The organism is Nakamurella sp. GG22 (assembly GCF_052976845.2).
In genome coordinates, this window is sequence record NZ_JBRIIO020000001.1 from 111,233 (window position 1) to 128,817 (window position 17,585).

The 17,585-nt window shown below is 70.6% G+C and carries 12 protein-coding genes and 1 pseudogene; 6 read left to right on the forward strand and 7 right to left on the reverse strand.

Annotation, left to right across the window (positions count from 1 at the left end):
- The first annotated feature begins 2 nt into the window (after window positions 1-2).
- On the forward strand, window positions 3-1,496 hold the full coding sequence (locus tag ACVBEQ_RS00550) for an LLM class flavin-dependent oxidoreductase (protein WP_447151463.1): 1,494 nt from the start codon (window positions 3-5) through the stop codon (window positions 1,494-1,496).
- On the opposite strand, the gene ACVBEQ_RS00555 is transcribed toward ACVBEQ_RS00550, so the two are convergent.
- Window positions 1,483-2,598 carry a copper resistance D family protein gene (locus tag ACVBEQ_RS00555; protein WP_447151464.1) on the reverse strand — a complete coding sequence of 372 codons (1,116 nt, stop codon included), beginning with the start codon at window positions 2,596-2,598 and terminating at the stop codon, window positions 1,483-1,485. The two genes, ACVBEQ_RS00550 and ACVBEQ_RS00555, sit on opposite strands and share 14 nt — an antisense overlap.
- Before the next feature lie 34 nt (window positions 2,599-2,632).
- Window positions 2,633-4,315 carry an ABC-F family ATP-binding cassette domain-containing protein gene (locus ACVBEQ_RS00560; protein WP_447151465.1) on the reverse strand — a complete coding sequence of 561 codons (1,683 nt, stop codon included), beginning with the start codon at window positions 4,313-4,315 and terminating at the stop codon, window positions 2,633-2,635.
- Window positions 4,316-4,429: 114 nt separating this feature from the next.
- Here ACVBEQ_RS00560 and ACVBEQ_RS00565 point away from each other — a divergent pair, with 114 nt between their 5' ends.
- The gene (locus ACVBEQ_RS00565) at window positions 4,430-5,014 is read left to right on the forward strand and encodes a putative glycolipid-binding domain-containing protein (RefSeq protein ID WP_447151466.1); all 585 of its coding nucleotides are present in this window, start codon (window positions 4,430-4,432) and stop codon (window positions 5,012-5,014) included.
- Between the two features lie 130 nt (window positions 5,015-5,144).
- Entirely contained in the window at window positions 5,145-5,426 is a 282-nt protein-coding gene (locus ACVBEQ_RS00570) for an antitoxin (protein WP_447151467.1), read from the forward strand.
- 137 nt (window positions 5,427-5,563) lie between these two features.
- On the opposite strand, the gene ACVBEQ_RS00575 is transcribed toward ACVBEQ_RS00570, so the two are convergent.
- Window positions 5,564-9,859, reverse strand: coding sequence for a DUF3418 domain-containing protein (locus ACVBEQ_RS00575; protein WP_447151468.1), 4,296 nt, complete (start codon window positions 9,857-9,859; stop codon window positions 5,564-5,566).
- A gap of 90 nt (window positions 9,860-9,949) precedes the next feature.
- Window positions 9,950-10,507, reverse strand: coding sequence for a 2'-5' RNA ligase family protein (locus tag ACVBEQ_RS00580; protein WP_447151469.1), 558 nt, complete (start codon window positions 10,505-10,507; stop codon window positions 9,950-9,952).
- A 132-nt stretch (window positions 10,508-10,639) separates the two neighbouring features.
- Here ACVBEQ_RS00580 and ACVBEQ_RS00585 point away from each other — a divergent pair, with 132 nt between their 5' ends.
- The 3 genes and pseudogenes from ACVBEQ_RS00585 to ACVBEQ_RS00595 all read left to right on the forward strand — a co-directional run bounded on the left by ACVBEQ_RS00585 (window position 10,640) and on the right by ACVBEQ_RS00595 (window position 13,209).
- Window positions 10,640-11,956: an AI-2E family transporter gene (locus tag ACVBEQ_RS00585; RefSeq protein ID WP_447151470.1), complete on the forward strand. Its 1,317-nt coding sequence runs from the start codon at window positions 10,640-10,642 to the stop codon at window positions 11,954-11,956.
- Window positions 11,957-12,072: 116 nt separating this feature from the next.
- Window positions 12,073-12,309: pseudogene (locus ACVBEQ_RS00590) on the forward strand (SixA phosphatase family protein); the annotation flags it as partial.
- Window positions 12,310-12,687: 378 nt separating this feature from the next.
- Window positions 12,688-13,209: a gamma carbonic anhydrase family protein gene (locus ACVBEQ_RS00595; RefSeq protein ID WP_447151803.1), complete on the forward strand. Its 522-nt coding sequence runs from the start codon at window positions 12,688-12,690 to the stop codon at window positions 13,207-13,209.
- Window positions 13,210-13,267: 58 nt separating this feature from the next.
- On the opposite strand, the gene ACVBEQ_RS00600 is transcribed toward ACVBEQ_RS00595, so the two are convergent.
- The 3 genes from ACVBEQ_RS00600 to ACVBEQ_RS00610 form a co-directional block, all read right to left on the reverse strand.
- Entirely contained in the window at window positions 13,268-14,071 is an 804-nt protein-coding gene (locus ACVBEQ_RS00600) for an ABC transporter permease (protein WP_447151471.1), read from the reverse strand.
- On the reverse strand, window positions 14,068-15,066 hold the full coding sequence (locus tag ACVBEQ_RS00605) for an ATP-binding cassette domain-containing protein (protein WP_447151472.1): 999 nt from the start codon (window positions 15,064-15,066) through the stop codon (window positions 14,068-14,070). The genes ACVBEQ_RS00600 and ACVBEQ_RS00605 overlap by 4 nt, the downstream gene beginning before the upstream one ends.
- A gap of 231 nt (window positions 15,067-15,297) precedes the next feature.
- On the reverse strand, window positions 15,298-17,442 hold the full coding sequence (locus ACVBEQ_RS00610; protein ID WP_447151804.1) for a RecQ family ATP-dependent DNA helicase: 2,145 nt from the start codon (window positions 17,440-17,442) through the stop codon (window positions 15,298-15,300).
- Window positions 17,443-17,585: the final 143 nt, after the last annotated feature.

Genomic DNA, 17,585 nt, shown 5'->3' on the forward strand with positions numbered 1-17,585 from the left:
CCATGCCTGCCCTGCCGACGCCCGCGCTGGTCGTGTTGGTCGGCCCGTCCGGTTCCGGGAAGAGCACCTGGGCCCGGAAGCAGTACGCGACCAATGAGGTCGTGTCCTCCGATGCGCTGCGTGCCGTCGTCGGCAGTGGTGAGGGCGACCTCGACGCCTCGGCGGACGCCTTCGCCGTCCTCGACACCGTGGTGAGCGCGCGACTGCGGCGGGGTCTGACGACCGTGGTCGACACGCTCGGGCTGGACCAGGCCCGGCGGGTCGCGGCGGTGTCGGCCGGCCGGACCGCCGGGTTGCCGGTCGTCGCGATTCGGTTCACCACCGGACTCGACATCTGCCGCCGGCGGAACCGCGAGCGGGCGCGGCCGGTTCCTGCGCCGGTCCTCAAGGCCCAGTTCCAGCGGGCTGCGTCGGCGGACCTCGAGGCGGACGGGTTCGACCTCGTCGTGCAGGTCGACGCCGCAGACGCGGACGCCGGGACGGCCGCCTCGGATGTCCCCATACCGGTACCGATGCCGGCGCAGGGGGGACAGCCGGCGCTGCGCTTCGCGCTGCAGGTTTCCTCATTCCCATGGGGACAGGACCCCCGGCGCTGGCTCCGGGACGTTGCCCGGGCGGCGGAGGATTCCGGGTTCACCGCCGTCGCGGTGATGGACCACCTGCTGCAGATCCCGCAGGTCGGCCGGGCGTGGGACCCCATCCCGGAGGCGTACGTCACCCTGGGCTACCTCGCCGGCGTCACCGAGCGGGTCGAGCTGGGCGCACTGGTGACACCGGTGACGTTCCGCGCCGCACCACTGCTGGCGAAGATGCTGGCCAGCCTCGACGTCGTCTCCGGCGGCCGGGCATTCTGCGGGATCGGCGCCGGCTGGTACGGCCGGGAGCACGCCGGTTACGGGCTGCCGTTCCCCACCGCAGGCGCCCGGCTGGACGCGCTGGAGGCGACGATCGGTGTGCTGCGCGCCTTCTGGGGCCCCGGTACCAAGCCCTACGAAGGGTTGCCGGAGACCACCTGTTACCCGCGACCGGGCCCGATCCCGATCATCGTTGGCGGCGGCGGCGAACGCCGCACCCTGGAGATAGCTGCCCGCCTGGGCGACGGCTGCAACGTCAGCTCGGCCCCCGGTGTCCTCGACCGCAAGCTGGCCGCGTTCCGGGACCACGCCGAGCGGTCCGGGCGATCCATCGGCATCGATCCACGCGACGACCTGCGGATCACCGTGCTCGACCTGCCGATCGTCGGCGACGATCCCGACGAGGTGGGCCGACTGGTCGAGGCGCACCGCGGCCGGACGTCGGCGACGGCGTATGCCGCCGCGCATCACGCGGGCACGGTGGAGCGGCACATCGAGCGTTACCGGGGGCTCGCCGATCTCGGTGTGCACACGGTGTTCGTCAGCTTCCCGAACCTCGCGGGGCCGGCCGAGGTGGAGCGGTTCGCCGCGGTCACGCAGGCTTTCGCCACCGATGGCGACGGGGCGATCAGAACGGGGTGACGGACGCCCGGGTGAGCACCACCGCGACGCCGAAGGCGAGGGCCAGCACGATGAGTTCCCAGCCGCACCAGACCACGATCGCCGTGCGCCGGCCGGCGGCGACCGCGGGCAGCAGCCGGGTCCGGACGACGATGGCGATGACCGCGACCACCGCCATCAGCACGGCCTTGGCCAGCACCAACACGCCGAATCGGGTGGTGACCAGCGAGCCGGGCAGCGAGGTGATGGGAGAAAGCGCCAGCTCCAGCAGCCCGGTGAAGATGCCGGAGATCCCGACGACGATGACGCACCAGGTGGCCAGCCGTGAGTACCGCGGCATGGCCTCGGCCAGCAGCCTGGGCCGGGCAGCCAGGAAGATGATCACCGCACCGAGGGCGCCGGCCCAGGCGCTGGCCGTCACGACGTGCAGCTCCATCACGACCATCGACAGGTCGTGGTAAGCCCACGCGGAGGCGTGCCCGGTGAGCGGGAGGGGCAGCAACCCGAACAACGCGACCCCGGCCCGCAGTTCGGCCGGCACGTTCTCCCCATGACGCAGGCTCAGCCGCGCCAGCAGCACGGAGGCCAACCCGCACGCGGCGGACAGCAACAGCCCCTTGCCCGCGGGAATGTTGGAGACGTACGCCCAGATCGACGATGGGCCAGGAATGCTGCCGGGGTTCAGCTCGGCCGTCAGCAGCACGATGGACAGCAGGGCCATCGCCGTCCAGCCGACCGACGCCCACAGCCCGGTCAGCCGCGCTTTCCGCATTACCGGCTCGGTTCGAGCCGGATCGTCGAACCCCACCAGTCTGGCCAGGATCGCGACCCCGGCCGCCGTGACAGCGAAGACGTCCAGCAACGTGCGGGCGACTGGGATCCCGAACTGCACGATCGGACCGGGCTCCACCAGGCCTGTCACCGGCGGGAGATCGGTGGCCCCGGTGCCCACGACCGCCGCGACGACGGCCGCTGCCGCGAGCAGCACGGCGAACCCGATGCCACCGCGGATCAGGCCGGCGAACGGCGGGATGTCGGTGCGTTCGGGCCCGTTCCGGCGCGCGCCGGCGCTGGCTGCCCCACCCGTCGGGAAGCCGGAATCCTCACGGGGTCGCACGCTCACCCGCACATCGTGACACGGGCCGGTGGCCCGTCGGTCACCTCTCGCGCCGCACCCTGCTCATCGCCCAGTCCGGTTCGTCGGACTGCCGGACGCTGCCGTCCTCACCGAACAGCAGGAACGCGTCGAACGTCTTGGCGAACGCACGGTCATGGGTGACGGCGACGACGGTGCCGGCGAATGCCTCGAGCGCCACCTCGAGCGCCTCCGCCGAATGCAGGTCGAGGTTGTCGGTCGGCTCGTCGAGCAGCATCAGGGTCGCCCCGGAGAGCTCGAGCAGCAGGATCTGCAGCCGCGCCTGCTGCCCGCCGGAGAGCGTGTCGAAGGTCTGCTCCCCTGCGCGGGCCAGGCCGTAACGGTCGAGCGCCCGCGCAGCCTGTTCGCGGCCCATGCCGGCCCGGTGCCGGTCGCCGCGGTGCAGGATGTCCAACAGGGTTCGGCCGGCGAGTTCGCCGTGGGCGTGTGTCTGGCGGAAGAATCCGGGCCGCACCCTGGAGCCGAGAGTGGCGGTGCCGGTGTGCGGCACCGGGTCGACGACGTCGTCGGAGACGGGCTGGTGCTCGATGTCGGGATCGGACCCGCCGCGGGCCAGCAGCCGCAGGAAGTGCGACTTTCCCGAGCCGTTCGAGCCCAGCACGGCCACCCTGTCGCCGTAGAACACCTCGAGGTCAAACGGTTTCATCAGCCCGGTCAGTTCGAGGTCCCGGCAGACGATCGCCCGCTTGGCCGTCCGGCCGCCGGCCAGCCGCATCGTCACCTTCTGCGTCAGCGGCACCGCCTGCGGTGGCCCGGCGGCCTCGAACTTGGCCAGCCTGGTCTGCGCGGCCTGGTACCGGGACGCCAGGCCGTCGTTGAACGCTGCCTTCGTCTTGTACATCAGCACCAGGGCCTTGAGCTTCGCCCGCTCCTCGTCCCAGCGGCGGCGGAGTTCCTCCAGCCGCGAATTCCGGTCGTCCCTGGCCGCACGGTACGTCTCGAACGACCCGCCGTGCACCCACGAGACCGCGCCCGCCGCACCGGGTTCGAGGGTGACGATGCGGGTGGCAGCCCGCGACAGCAGCTCCCGGTCGTGCGACACCAGCAGCACGGCCTTCGTCGTCGCGGCCAGCTTCTGCTCGAGCCACTGCTTCGCCGGGACGTCGAGGTAGTTGTCGGGCTCGTCGAGCAGCAGCACCTCGGCGGGGCCGGCGAGCAGCAGTTCCAGCACCAGCCGCTTCTGCTCCCCGCCGGACAGACTCGTCACGGCGCGGTATTTGGCCCTGTCGTACGGCACCCCCAGAGCCGCGACGGTGGCGACGTCGAAAGCGGTCTCGTGCGCGTAGCCGTCGACGTCGGCCCAATCGGCGAGGGTCTGCGCGTACCGCAGCGCGACCGGATCCGATTCGTCCGCCATCATCTCGAGCTCGGCGGCATCGACTGCCGCCGCAGCGGCACGGACGGGCTCCGGTGAGACGGACAGCAGCAGGTCCCGCACCGTCGACTCGTCGCGCACCGCGCCGATGAACTGCGACATGACGGCCAGCGAGCCGGAGCGGCCGACCCCGCCGTCATCGGGTTCGACGTCGCCGGCCGCGATCCGGAGCAGGGTGGTCTTGCCGGTGCCGTTGGGCCCGATCAGGGCGGTGACCTGACCGGCGGCGACCCGGAACGTCACGTCGGCCAGCAGCGGCCGGCCGTCGGGCAGGCTGAACGCGACGCCGTTGAACTCGAGATGACCCACGCGCGCCAGCCTGCTGGCGAGGCACCGGCGCCGTCAACCGGGTTGACCTCATGGGGCCGACCGGATCTGAATCGTTACTGAATGGTTCATCACGACGCATATACGATACGCAGCGTGAGCAGTCCTTACGGCTCAACCCGACTGCTGTCCTGGTCGTCCGACGATGGGCGCCGCCTGGAGACCGTCAGGGTCGTGCTGACCGAGCGCGGCCTGCGGGCCAGCGGCTATCTGGTCGTCGTCGGCCGGCACAGTCTTGGCGCGTCGTACTCGGTGCTGTGTGACGCCGCAGGGCGCACCAGGAGGATGACGGCGCACAGCGATTCCGTGCTCGCCGAGCGGGGACTCGCGTTGACAAGGACGCCGGGCGGACCCTGGCTGGACAGTGCCGGGCACGCCGCGACTACGCCCGGCATCGATGCCTGCCACGACACCGACCTCACCGCAAGCCTTCTCACCACCTCCCTGGCGATCCGCAGGCTCGGCCTGCACCTGCGCATCGGGGAGGAGACCCTGTGCGTGGCTGAGATCAGCGTCCCGGCGCTCAAGGTGACGCCGGTGAAGTACACCTTCCGGACCCTGGCACTGACCGAGGAGGGGGCGACCCTCCGACACGCCGGCCCGGCGGGTGAGCACACCATGACGGTTGACCGGCACGGGTTCGTCGTCGACATCCCGCGGCTGTCCTACCGGCTGCGGTGACGTCACCCGGTCCGCTCAATCGGCTGCCCGGCACCGCCGACCCGGAACTGACAACGGTGCCCGCGCGTTAGTTCGTCGGACCGGGCACACCGGACAACTGCGAAACCGAGTAATGACAGAGGAGCCGGCAATGGTCGATTTCAAGCAACTCCGGGACAAGGCACAAGGCCTGCTGACGGAGCATTCCGACAAGATCCAGGAAGGCATCACCAAGGCCGGCGGGTTTGCCGGCAATAAGGTCGGCCACGACAAGGTCGACCCGATCGAGGCCAAGCTCAAGGGGCTCGTGGACAAGGCGGCAGGCAAGGACGGCGGCACCCCGCCCCCGCCCACCACGCCCACTCCGCCGCCGAGCGCCACCCCCAACCCGCCGCCGCCCAGCACCCCGAACCCGCCGCCGGCTTCCGTCTGACAGGTTCGGCTTCCGGCCGACGGTCGGCCGCCGGCCGAGCGGGTCGGCCGCCGTCCGACGGTCGGCCGCCGGCCGAGCGTGCCGGCCGCCGTCTGAGCGTGCCGGCCGCCGTCTGGCGTGTCGGCCGAAGTCCCCGATCAGCGACGCAGCGCGGCCAGGGCGGCACGGATGCGCTTCGCCGACACGGGCACGGAGGTCCGCATCGGCTGCGCGAACAGCGCCACCCGGTACTCGTCCAGCAGCGCACGGACCGCGATGACGTCACGGTCGCCCTGCCGCTCCGGCGGCAGGGCGACCACGGCGTCGTCGATCTCGTTCCGCAGGGCGGCGATCTCGGCGAGCCGTTCGCGGTCCCTGGCCGGCGCGTCGACGACGCGCTCGGCGCGGACGGCGAGCGCCTGCAGCCGGCGGTTGAGGTCGGGTAGCGCGGCCGCACCGGTCCTGGTGATGAAACCGGGAGCCAGCGCCGCGGCCAGCTGACCATGCATGTCGGCGACGAGATCGGCAATCGCAGTACCTCCGGGTCCGCTCGCCGCGGTCTCGATCGCCCGGGAGGCAAGGTCCGCGGCACGGAGCACCTGCTCGGCGGCGACGACGATGTCCCGCACCGCCTTGTTCAGGTGCGGCCGGATCTTGGCAGCGAGAGCTGCGAACGCCGCCGGATCCCAGGCCGGTCCGCCGGCCCAGTCCAGCAGTGCGTCCACCGCGGCTTCGGTGGCATCGGCGACCAGCTCACCGACCGTCCCGTGGGGCGTCGCGGCGAATGTCAGGAGCTGCGACCGGCTCAACGACTGGCGCAGCTGAGCCAGCGGACTGGGCATCTCCCGCACCAGCAACCGGCGGGTGCCGGCGCGCATCGACCTGGCCTGATCGGCCACCGAGGTGAACACCGTGACGCCGACCGTCCCGCCCTCGTCGACCAGCGCGGGGAACCCGGTCACCTCGTGCCCGGCGACCTCGGTCGTCACGGTCCGCTGGATGCCGGTCGGCGGGAACGCCGTCAGCCCGGTCCGTTCGACGGTGCCCGACGCCTTCGCGACAGCCTTCCGGGTATCGGACCGCAGCGAATCCTGCAGGACCGAAAGATCCTTGCCGTCGGCCACCTTCCGGCCGTCGTCGTCGACGACCGCGAACGTCATCCGCAAATGGTCGGGCACCTTCTCCAGGTCGAAGTCGGACTCCCTGACGACCACGCCGGTCAGCGCGGTCAGGGTGGCGGCGAGCTGGGCCGGCATCGATGCGTCGGTCGCTGCCGGTTGCTGTTCCATCCGGCTCAGCGCTGCCCGGGCGAAGTCGGGGACCGGGACGAAGTTGCGGCGCAACGTCTTCGGCAACGACCGGATCAAGGCGACCGCGAGATCGGCGCGCAGACCAGGGATCTGCCGTTCGAACGCCGTCGGGTCCACCCGCGCCAGGACCGCCAACGGGATCGTCACGGTGACCCCGTCATCGCGGCGGCCAGGGTCGAACACGTACCCGAGCTCCAGGTCGACACCGCCGGCGTCGAAGCGGTCCGGGAAGGCAGCGGTGTCGAACCGTTCGCTGCCGGCGGCGATCAGCATCTCGGTGGTGAACGTCATGAGGTCGGGCGTGGCCCGCGCGGCCTTCTTCCACCAGGAATCGAAGTGCCGCCCCGACGTCACCTCCGGCGGGATCCGCGCGTCGTAGAGCGCGAAGAGCGTCTCGTCGTCCACCACGATGTCCCGCCGGCGGGTGCGGTCCTCCCACGCGGCGACGTCGTCCATGGCCTGCTGGTTCTGCGTGAAGAACCGGTGCCGCGTCGTCCAGTCGCGTTCCACCAGTGCATGCCGGATGAACAGTTCCCTGGACAGTTCCGGGTCGATCCGGTCGAACTGCACGGTGCGCGCCGCGACGATCGGCACGCCGAGCAGCTGGACCTTCTCCGTCGCCTCGACGCTCGCCCGCTTGGCGTTCCACCGCGGTTCCGAGTAACTGCGCCGTAGAAGGTCTCCACCGACCTGCTCTATCCAGCCGGGTTCAACCCGAGCGCAGATCCGGCCCCACAGCCGGCTGGTCTCCACCAGTTCGGCGGCCACCACCAACTGCGGGGCGGACCGCGCCAACGAAGATCCCGGCCAGATCACGAAGCTGACGCCGCGGGTGCCCTGGTACTCGCGACCGGTTTCCTTGCGTAGTCCGATGTGCGACAGCAGCCCGGCCAGCAGCGCGGTGTGCACCTTCGGCGTGTCCACCTCGACGGCGAGGGAGCCCCGGCCGCCCTTGGCCGGCGCGGCCGCCCCGTTCTTCGGTTGCGAGGTGGTCGGCGCGGCCGCCCCGTTCTTCGGTTGCGAGGTGGCCGGCGCGGCCACCCGGTCCTTGCCTGCCGCAGTCCCCGGCCCGGCACCGGCCGGCGGCGCGCTCGCCGGAGCGTCGAGCTCCATCCGCATGCCGCGCAGCAACTGCCTCAGTTGGGTGTGCAAGTCCTGCCATTCCCTGATCCGCAGGTAGTTCAGGTACTCGCGCCGGCACATCTTCCGGAAGGCGTTGCCGGAAAGCGCCTTTCCCTGTTCCTCCAGATAGACCCACAGCCCCAGCAGGGCGCTGAAGTCCGATTGCGGATCGACGAACCGGGAGTGCGCGGCCGTTGCCTTGTCCCGTTCCTCGAGCGGGTACTCCCGCACGTCGACGATGGACAGCGCCGCCACGATGACCAGGACCTCGCGCAGGCAGCCGAGCCTGCTGCCCTCCACCAAGATCCTGGCCAACCGCGGATCCAGCGGCAACCCTGCCATGGAGCGGCCGACCGGGGTCAGCTTCGGTCGCTCGTCACCTGTTTCGGTCAGTGCGCCGAGCTCGGTGAGAACGGTGACGCCGTCGTGGATCTGGCGCCGGTCAGGCGGATCGAGGAAGGGGAACACCGAGATGTCACCCAGGTCCAGCGAGGCCATCTGCAGGATGACCGACGCCAACGACGTCCTGGCGATCTCCGGGTCCGTGTACTCGGGCCGGCTGAGGAAGTCCTCCTCGGAGTACAGCCGGATGCAGATACCGTCCGCCACCCGGCCGCAGCGCCCGGCCCGCTGACCGGCCGACGCCTGTGAGATCGGTTCGATCGGCAGCCGCTGCACCTTGCTCCGCGGCGAGTACCGGGAGATCCGGGCGGTACCGGGGTCGATGACGTAGCGGACACCGGGGACCGTCAGTGACGTCTCGGCGACGTTGGTGGCCAGCACGATCCGCCGGCCGGTGTGCCGGGAGAACACCTTGTGCTGGTCGGCGGCGGACAGCCTGCCGTACAGCGGGAGGACCTCGGTCGTTCCCCGGCGGCCCGCCAGATGTCCGCGCAGAACCTCGGCGGTGTCGGTGATCTCGCGTTCGCCGGAGAGGAATACCAGGATGTCGCCGTCGCCGGCAGCCATCAGCTCGTCGGCGGCGGAGCAGATCGCCTGCGCCTGGTCGACGGCGTCCTCTCTGGCTCGGGCGGCGGCGTTGCCGGCGGTGGGCCGATTACCGCGTTGCTGACGGCCGGGACCGCCGGGCCGGTCACCGTCCCGGCCGGCGACGGGTCGGGACTCGCCGTGCCGGCGACCGTCCGCGTCCTGCTCGCCGTCCTCGTCATCCGGCATCTCCGGATCAGCCTGGTCGTCGACCCCGAAGGGGCGGTAACGGATCTCGACCGGGTAAGTGCGACCGGAGACCTCGACGATCGGTGCGTCGCCGAAGTGCCGGGAGAACCGCTGCGGGTCGATGGTGGCCGAGGTGATGATCAACTTCAGGTCGGGCCGGCGGGGCAGCAGCTCCTTGAGGTAGCCGAGCAGGAAATCGATGTTGAGGCTCCGCTCGTGCGCCTCGTCGATGATGATCGTGTCGTAGGCCGTCAGCATCCGGTCCCGGCCGATTTCGTTGAGCAGGATGCCGTCGGTCATCAACTTGACCAGGGTGTCCGGGCCGGTGTGGTCGCCGAAGCGGATCGCGTAGCCCACCGCGCCGCCGACCACGGTCCCGGTCTCCTCCGCGATCCGTTCGGCGAGTGCGCGTGCGGCGATCCGTCGCGGCTGGGTGTGCCCGATGGTGCCCCGGACCCCCCGGCCGACCTGAAGGCAGATCTTCGGCAGCTGGGTCGATTTCCCCGATCCCGTCTCGCCGGCCACGATGACCACCTGATGGGCGGCGATCGCGGCCGCGAGGTCGTCGACCCGCTCGGAGACCGGCAACTCGGGTGGGTACCGCAGTGTGGGGACCGCCGCCTGACGCCGCGCGAAACGCGCCTCCGCGGCGCTGATCTGCCGCTCGACATCGGCCAGTGCGCGGCGCCGTTTGCCGTCGTCGGAGATCCGCCGTGCGCCGCGGAGCCGACGCCGCAGCCGGCGTTCGTCCAGGGTAGTGACGTCGGTCAGGCGAGCCGTGAGGTCGGCCGTCACGGTCATCGGGGTAGCGGTCGCTGCGGTAGCGCTCGCTGGGGTGTCGGTCATGTCGCGCTCAAGGATAGGTCCGCTCCTGGCGGCGCCCGGTCGCCATTTTCAGAGTCGCCTTTTTCAGAGCGCCTTTTTCGGAGCGGCCTTTCAGGACGGGGGTTCGACCGGCTCCGGCGACTCGATCCACTGCTCCTGCTTGGCCGACATGTCCCAGCGCCGGGCCCGCACCAGCGCACCGCGGATCGGCCGGACCTCGCCGAGCTCGGTCAGCGCATCGGCGAGCTGCTGGGCGGTCAGCCGGCGGGCAAGGGTGATGTGCGGGGTCCAGGCTCCCGGTCCGAACGTCTCGTGCGGGTCGACCGGGTCGATCAGGGCGCCCATCGCGCTGCGTTGCAGCCGCAGGAGCTCGATCGACGGCACCGCGAGGCGGGCAAGCACAAAGCGGCGGCCACCGAAGACGACCAGGCCGCCCACCGTCACCGGGATCGGCAAACCCGCAAACGTCGACCCGAGGGCAGCGGCCACGTCAGGGGTCATCGTGGCGGTCAACGCCATCGTGATGTGCGGCCGGTTCGACGCGCCCTTGTGCCTGGCCTGGCTCGGCAGTCCGGCGTGGGCCAGCAGGTTCCACTGGTCGCGGACGAGGCGGTCGGTCCGCTCGTCGACGGTCAGCTCCACCGAGTGCACCCGGACATCAGACAGCATTGCGGCCCATCGGTCGCGCCCAGTCGGGCCTTTTCCGGGATGTGACCGGCTCGGCGTGCACGCTTACCGGCCCGTCGGCGGGGAAGGATAGTTGTGCCGCGGCGATCCAGGTCCGGCACGAGAGGAGTCCTGATGGCCGGCAACTGGTCAGCTCGAAGACGCAAGACAGACGGCCCGCCGAACCGCGACGCGGCCGGTTCTGGTGCCGTCGACGCCGATCTGCTGGACTCCGGTGACATCGCCGATGCCATCGGCGGGCCGGCCGACCCCGTTCCGGAGGCTGAAGGCGCGGTCCTCGGCCGCTCGCAGGTGTCCCGGCGGCTCCAGCATGCAGTGATCGATTGGTCCCGCTGGACCGTCCGGTTGCTCGTCATCGGCCTCGGCCTCTGGGTGCTGTGGCAGGTACTCGGCGAGTTCTGGAGCGTGCTGCTGCCGATCCTGTTGGGGCTGCTGCTGGCCACGGTGCTGTGGCCGCCGGTGCGGTTCCTGCGCCGGAAGCTGCCCCCGGCGCTCGCGTCGCTGATCGCCGTGGTCGGCCTGTTCGCGGTGGTGGGCGGGCTGATCGCGGTGCTCGCACCCCAGGTGACGGGACAGGCGCAAGATCTCGTCAACCAGGCGTCGGAAGGTCTGAGCTCGCTGCAGAGTTGGCTGGCGGGCCCACCGTTGAACCTCGGGCCGGATGCGCTCGGCGGGTTGGTGGAGCAGGGCATCAACCAGTTGAAGAGCAACAGCCAGCAGATCGCCGGCGTGGTGATCGGCAGCCTCGGGGCCATCGGCTCGGCGATCGTCACCCTGGTGCTTGCCCTGGTGCTCTGCTTCTTCTTCCTCAAGGACGGCCCTCGGTTCCTGCCGTGGCTGCGGACCTGGATCGGTTCGACCACGGGCAGGCACGCCGAGGTGGTGGCGGACAGGGTGTGGACGGCCCTGGGTCAGTACGTCTGGTCGCAGGCCGCCGTCGCCTTCGTCGACGGTTTTTTCATCGGCATGGGCGTCTGGTTGCTCGGGGTGCCGTTCGCGCTCCCCATCGCCGTCCTGACGTTCTTCGGCGGCTTCGTCCCCATCGTCGGAGCGTTCGTCGCCGGCGGCATCGCGGTCCTGGTGGCACTGGTTTCCGGCGGCCCGTGGATCGCCCTGGCCGTGCTCGGCATCGTGCTGCTGGTGCAGCAACTCGAGGGCAACGTGATGCAGCCGATGCTGGTCGGCCGCACCCTGAAGATCCATCCTGCGGTCGTCCTGGCCGCGGTGGCACTCGGCGGGACCCTGTTCGGCATCATCGGGGCATTCCTGGCCGTTCCGGCGGTCGCGGTCCTGCAGGTCATCGCGCGGTATGTGCGTGAGCAGATCGACCAGCCGGCCACGGCGGGGGCGACACCGCTGGACGGCCAACTCCCGCCGCGGAAGCCGTCGGCGGACCCGTCCGCTCCCCGGGACGACCACGACGACCGGTGAGGTACCGGTGGCGACCGCGACGGTTCCTGCGCCGGATCGCCGGACGCGCCCGCGCGGCGGTCACCCGGCGGACACCCGATGCGCCACGGTGGACGCCGCGACGGTTGGATGGGGCGATGCCGCCTGATGGATCGGGATCGCACGACCGCACCGGGACCCGAACGCTGATCCTGCTGCGGCACGGGAAGTCCGCGTACCCGCACGGGGTCGAGGACCACGACCGGCCGCTGGCGCCGCGCGGCGTCAGCCAGGCCGCGCTGGCCGGCAGGTGGATCGTCGACAACCTGCCCGGCATCGACCGGGTGGTGTGTTCGACCGCCACCCGCACCAGGCAGACGCTCGCGGCGACCGGCCTGGCGGCAGGTGAGTCGGCGACGGTGCCGGTCGATTTCGTCGGCGACGTCTACGAGGCGTACCCCGAGGAGATCGCGGAGATCATCAGCACCCTGCCCGCCGACGACCGGACCGTGTTGCTGGTCGGTCACGGACCGGGCATTCCTGCGCTGGCCGAACAACTCGCGGGTCCCGGTTCGGATACCGAGGCGCTGGAATCGGTCCGGAAGAAGTTTCCCACGTCGGCGATCGCGGTCCTGGCCGTCGACGACGAGTGGGCGTCGCTCGGCAGCGGCCGCAGCCGGCTGATCGACTTCGTCGTTCCGCGCTCGAAGACGGAGCGGTCCAAGACAGAGCGGTCCAGTTCGGAGCGGCCCAACGGAAATCGGAGTGAGCCCATGTCCCAGCACCTCTCGTTCGGTGGCGCCACCCCCGAGGTGGACGCGACCGCGTGGGTGGCACCCACCGCCAGGGTGATCGGGCGGGTCACGATCGGGGCCCGCACCGGTGTGTTCTACGGCGCGGTCGTCCGCGGCGACACCAGCAGCATCTCGATCGGTGCCGGGACCAACCTGCAGGACAACGTCGTGGTGCACGCCGATCCGGACTTCCCGACGGTGATCGGCGCCGGGGTGAGCGTCGGCCACGCCGCCGTGCTGCACGGCTGCACCGTCGAGGACCACTGCCTGATCGGGATGGGCGCTGTCGTCCTCAACGGCGCCGTGATCGGAACCGGGTCAATGGTCGCCGCGGGCGCGGTGGTGCTGGAGGGAACCCGGGTGCCCGACGGTTCGCTGGTGGCCGGCGTTCCCGGCAAGGTGCGCCGCGAGCTGACCGCCGAGGAGCGCCACGGCGTGTTGCAGAACGCCATCCACTACGTCGATCTCGCGCAGGCGCACCGGGAGGCGCACCCCGGCTGAGAACTCAGCTCGCGGCGGCTGACCCGAGATCCCAGCTCACGGCGGCTGGCCCGTGACGTCAGCGGGCGGCGGCCGACTCGTACCTCCGGATGGCCAACGGCACGAAGATCACCAGCAGGATGACGATCCAGATCAGCGAGTAGACCACCGGGTGCTGAGCCGGCCACACGTCGGGCGGTGGCAACGCCGGACTGGTGTTCCCGAACAGCTCGCGGGCGGCGAGTGTCACCGACGACACCGGATTCCAGTCGGCGAAGGTCTTCAACGCGGGCGGGAAGTTGTCGGTCGGGACGAAGGTGTTCGCGATGAAGGTGATCGGGAAGATGATGATGAACGAGGCGTTGTTGACCACCTCGGGCGACTTCACCGACAGGCCGACGACGGCCATCACCCAGCTGATCGAATAGGCGAACAGGAGCAGCAGCACGAAGGCGAGCAACGCTTCGAACACCGAGGTGCGGATCCGCCAGCCGACCAGCAGACCGGTGATGGACATGACGATGATGACGACGACGTTGTTGCCGATGTCCGCGGTGGTGCGTCCGACCAGCACGGCCGACCGTGCCATCGGTAGCGACCGGAAGCGGTCGATGAGGCCCTTCTGCAGGTCCTCGGCCAGGCTTGTGCCGGTGATCGTCGCGCCGAAGATGACCGTCTGGGTGAAGATCCCCGCCATCAGGAATTCCTTGTAGTCCACCCCGGGGAGCGGGATGGCACTACCGAAGATGAACGCGAACAGCAGCACGAACATGATCGGTGACAGGGTCGCGAACACCAGCAGGTCCGGGACCCGTTTGATCTTCAGCAGGTTGCGTTTGGTGATGACGGCGCCGTCCGAGACAGCCTGTGCCAGCGTGCTCATGACCGCGCTCCCTTCCCCTGGTCCGGTACCGGCTCCTCGGCCGCGCCCGTTGGAGCCTCGGACGCATGACCGGTCAGTGCCAGGAACACGTCGTCCAGATCCGGTCTGCGCAAACCCACGTCGATGATGTCGACGCCGGCACCGTCCAGCCGGCGCAGTGCATCCCGGAGCACGTCGGCGCCGCCGCGCACCGGGATGGTGAGCGACCTCGCCTGTTCGTCGACCACCGGGGTGTCGATCGCAAGCTCCCGGAGCCGCTCGAGAACGACGGGCAGAGCGGCCGCATCGGTGACGGTGAACTCCAGCCGGTGCCCACCCACCTGCGCCTTCAGCTCGTCGGCGGTGCCCCGGGCGATCACCTTGCCGTGGTCGATCACCACGATGGAGTCAGCCAGCCGGTCCGCCTCCTCGAGGTACTGGGTGGTGAGCAGGATGGTCGTGCCGTCGGCGACCAGCGAGGCGATGAACTCCCACATGCCGATCCGGCTGCGCGGATCCAGGCCCGTCGTCGGTTCGTCCAGGAAGAGCACCCGCGGGCGGGCGATCAGCGACGCCGCGATGTCCAGCCGTCGCCGCATACCGCCGGAGTAGGTCTTCACGATCCGGCCGGCGGCGTCCGACAGGTCGAACCGGTCCAGCAGGTTCGCCGCACGCTCCCGGGCGTCGGCCTTGGCCAGCCGGTAGAGCCGGCCGACCATCTCCAGGTTCTCCGAGCCGGTCAGGTATTCGTCGACTGCCGCGTACTGACCGGTCAGCCCGATGATGCTGCGCACCGCGTCCGGGTCGGTCAGCACGTCATGGCCGAACACCGTCGCCCGGCCGCTGTCGGCCTTGAGCAGCGTGGACAGGATCCGGACGACCGTCGTCTTGCCGGCCCCGTTGGGACCGAGCAAACCGAGCACGGTGCCCTCCGGCACCGCGAGATCGACGCCGGCCAGCGCGGTCGTCTCCTTGAACGTCTTGACCAGGTCGGAGACCTCGACGGCGGCCGCCATCAGCGAACACCGCCGGTAAATGGTGGGGGCGGATCATCATGCGTGGGCATCAGGTCGGTGCTGCCTCTCCGCGAGCCGGGACTGGGTTCGGCCCGGATGGCGGCTAGTACAACACAGCCCACCGACATCCGGTCCGGTCATGACGACCGATACGACGCAGGAAACTCATCGGCCGGGGGCGGACCCCGGTGACCGGTCTCCGCCGACCGTGCCGAGCGCCGAGAACAGCCGTCAGCGAACGGCCAGCACGAACGGAAAGACCTCTACCGCACCGGCTTTGCGCAGTTCCCGCGCGGCCACCGTCAGCGTCCAACCGGTGTCGGTGCTGTCGTCGACCAGCAGCACACGCTGACCGGCGACGGCGGCAGGATCGGCCAGCCGGAACCTGCCGAGTACCTCCGCCAGCCGCCGCGCGGAGTTTGTCGCGGTGGTGCTGGGGCGGTCGTCGACGACCTGGAACGTCGACAGCACGGGCACCCCCCGATAGCGCGCCAGGCCTGTCGCGAGGTGGCGCACCAGTTCCGGCCTGCTGCTCGACCCGATGTAGGCGACACCGTCAAGCCGACGGTCGTCGGCGGGCAGCCAGCTGTCGAGCACCTGAACCGCCGCGTGCCGCAGCGGCACGGGAACCTCACCATCGGGCGCGCCGTGCGCCAGCAGCTCGCGCAGCGCCGAGCCCCACCCGATACCGTCCAGCCGACCGACGGCACGGCCGGGCGCCGCCTTCTCGGCAGCAGGGATCCGCCCGGACAGCGCGACGCCGAGCGCCGACATCGCCGATGGCCATTGCGCTCTCGGTTCGACGGCGACGCCGGGCACCTCGAGTTCCGCCTTTGCCGCGACGATCGACTGCTGGTCGACCGCAGACGGCAGGCTCAGCCCGCCGCAGTTGTCGCACCGTCCGCACGGGTCGGGTGCCGGGTCGTCGAGCTGCTCGCGCAGAAAGCTCATCCGGCATCCGTCGGTGCTGATGTACTCGAGCATCGCGCGCTGCTCGACGTCACGCGCCGCACTGACCCGGTCGTACCGTTCCGCGTCGTACGCCCACGGCTGCCCGGTCACCGTCCAGCCGCCCTTTACCCTGCGCACGGCGCCGTCCACATCGAGCACCTTGAGCATCATCTCCAGCCGCGATCGTCGCAGTGAGACCCGCGGCTCCAGTGCCGGTACCGACATCGGCTCGCCCTCCGCCGCCAGTTCGTCCAGCGTGGAACGAACATCGGTCTCCGATGGAAACCCGAGCGATCCGAAGTAGTTCCAGATGTCGACGTCGTCCGTGCCCGGCAGCAGCACCACCTCGGCACGGTCGACGGCGCGACCGGCACGGCCCACCTGCTGGTAGTACGCGATCGGCGACGGAGGCGCACCGAGGTGCACGACGAACGCGAGATCGGGCTTGTCGAAACCCATTCCGAGCGCCGATGTGGCGATCAGGGCCTTGATCCGGCCGGCCAACAGGTCGTCCTCGGCCTGCGCCCGTTCCGTCGGATCGGTGCGCCCCGAATAGGCCGCCACCGGCAACCCGCGGGCGCGGAGGTGTTCGGCCACCTGCTCGGTCGCGGCGACCGTCAGGCAGTACACGATCCCGGAACCCGTTGTCCTGGCGAGATAGTCCGCCAGCCAGGCGAGCCGGGTGGGTTGATCGGGTAAGCGGACCACGCCCAGGTGCAACGACGTCCGGTCGAGCGGGCCGCGCAGCACCAGCGTCTCCACTCCGTGTGCCGCGGCGTCCGCGTCGCCGCCGTGGTGGTGGGCGGACGAGATGGACAGTTGCTCGGCGACGTCCCTGGCCACCCGCTGATTGGCCGTCGCCGTCGTCGCGAGAACGGGGATGCCGTCCGGCAGTTCCTCGAGCAGGGTGCGGATGCGGCGGTAGTCGGGACGGAAATCGTGGCCCCAGTCCGAGATGCAATGCGCCTCGTCGATGACGACCAGACCGGCCGTCGCGGCCACCTCGGGTAGCACCTCGTCACGGAACCCTGGGTTGTTCAGGCGCTCCGGGGAGACCAGCAGCACGTCGACCTCGCCTCCACGGACCTGCGCATAGACCGTGCGCCACTGCTCCGCGTTGGCCGAGTTGATCGTCACCGCCCGGATCCCGGCGCGCTCGGCGGCCGCGATCTGGTTGCGCATCAGTGCGAGCAACGGGGAGATGATCACCGTCGGGCCCGCGCCCTGCTCGCGGAGCAGAGCGGTGGCGACGAAGTACACCGCCGACTTCCCCCAACCGGTGCGCTGGACGACCAGGGCGCGCCGGCGGCCGGCCACCAGCGCCTCGATCGCGGTCCACTGGTCGTCCCGCAGGGTTGCGGATTCCGAGCCGACCAGCGCGCGGAGGTGCTGCTCGGCGCGCTCGTTCAACGTCGTGGTCGACACGGTGATCTCCTTCTCGGTGCCGGATTCCGGTCCGGAACCCCGATGCGCGGGGATGACCGGGAGCGACCCGACCACCCGCACGACACGCAGCGTAGGACCAGGCGCCGACAGCAACCGGGCCCCGCGCGGGATTGTGGACAACG

Excerpts from the sequence above, each read along its gene's own strand:
- ACVBEQ_RS00605 (WP_447151472.1), bottom strand. The coding sequence starts at position 15,066 with ATGGCGGCCGCCGTCGAGGTCTCCGACCTGGTCAAGACGTTCAAGGAG.
- ACVBEQ_RS00550 (WP_447151463.1), top strand. The coding sequence starts at position 3 with ATGCCTGCCCTGCCGACGCCCGCGCTGGTCGTGTTGGTCGGCCCGTCC.
- ACVBEQ_RS00570 (WP_447151467.1), top strand. The coding sequence starts at position 5,145 with ATGGTCGATTTCAAGCAACTCCGGGACAAGGCACAAGGCCTGCTGACG.
- ACVBEQ_RS00575 (WP_447151468.1), bottom strand. The coding sequence starts at position 9,859 with ATGACCGACACCCCAGCGAGCGCTACCGCAGCGACCGCTACCCCGATG.
- ACVBEQ_RS00595 (WP_447151803.1), top strand. The coding sequence starts at position 12,688 with ATGTCCCAGCACCTCTCGTTCGGTGGCGCCACCCCCGAGGTGGACGCG.
- ACVBEQ_RS00580 (WP_447151469.1), bottom strand. The coding sequence starts at position 10,507 with ATGCTGTCTGATGTCCGGGTGCACTCGGTGGAGCTGACCGTCGACGAG.
- ACVBEQ_RS00585 (WP_447151470.1), top strand. The coding sequence starts at position 10,640 with ATGGCCGGCAACTGGTCAGCTCGAAGACGCAAGACAGACGGCCCGCCG.
- ACVBEQ_RS00600 (WP_447151471.1), bottom strand. The coding sequence starts at position 14,071 with ATGAGCACGCTGGCACAGGCTGTCTCGGACGGCGCCGTCATCACCAAA.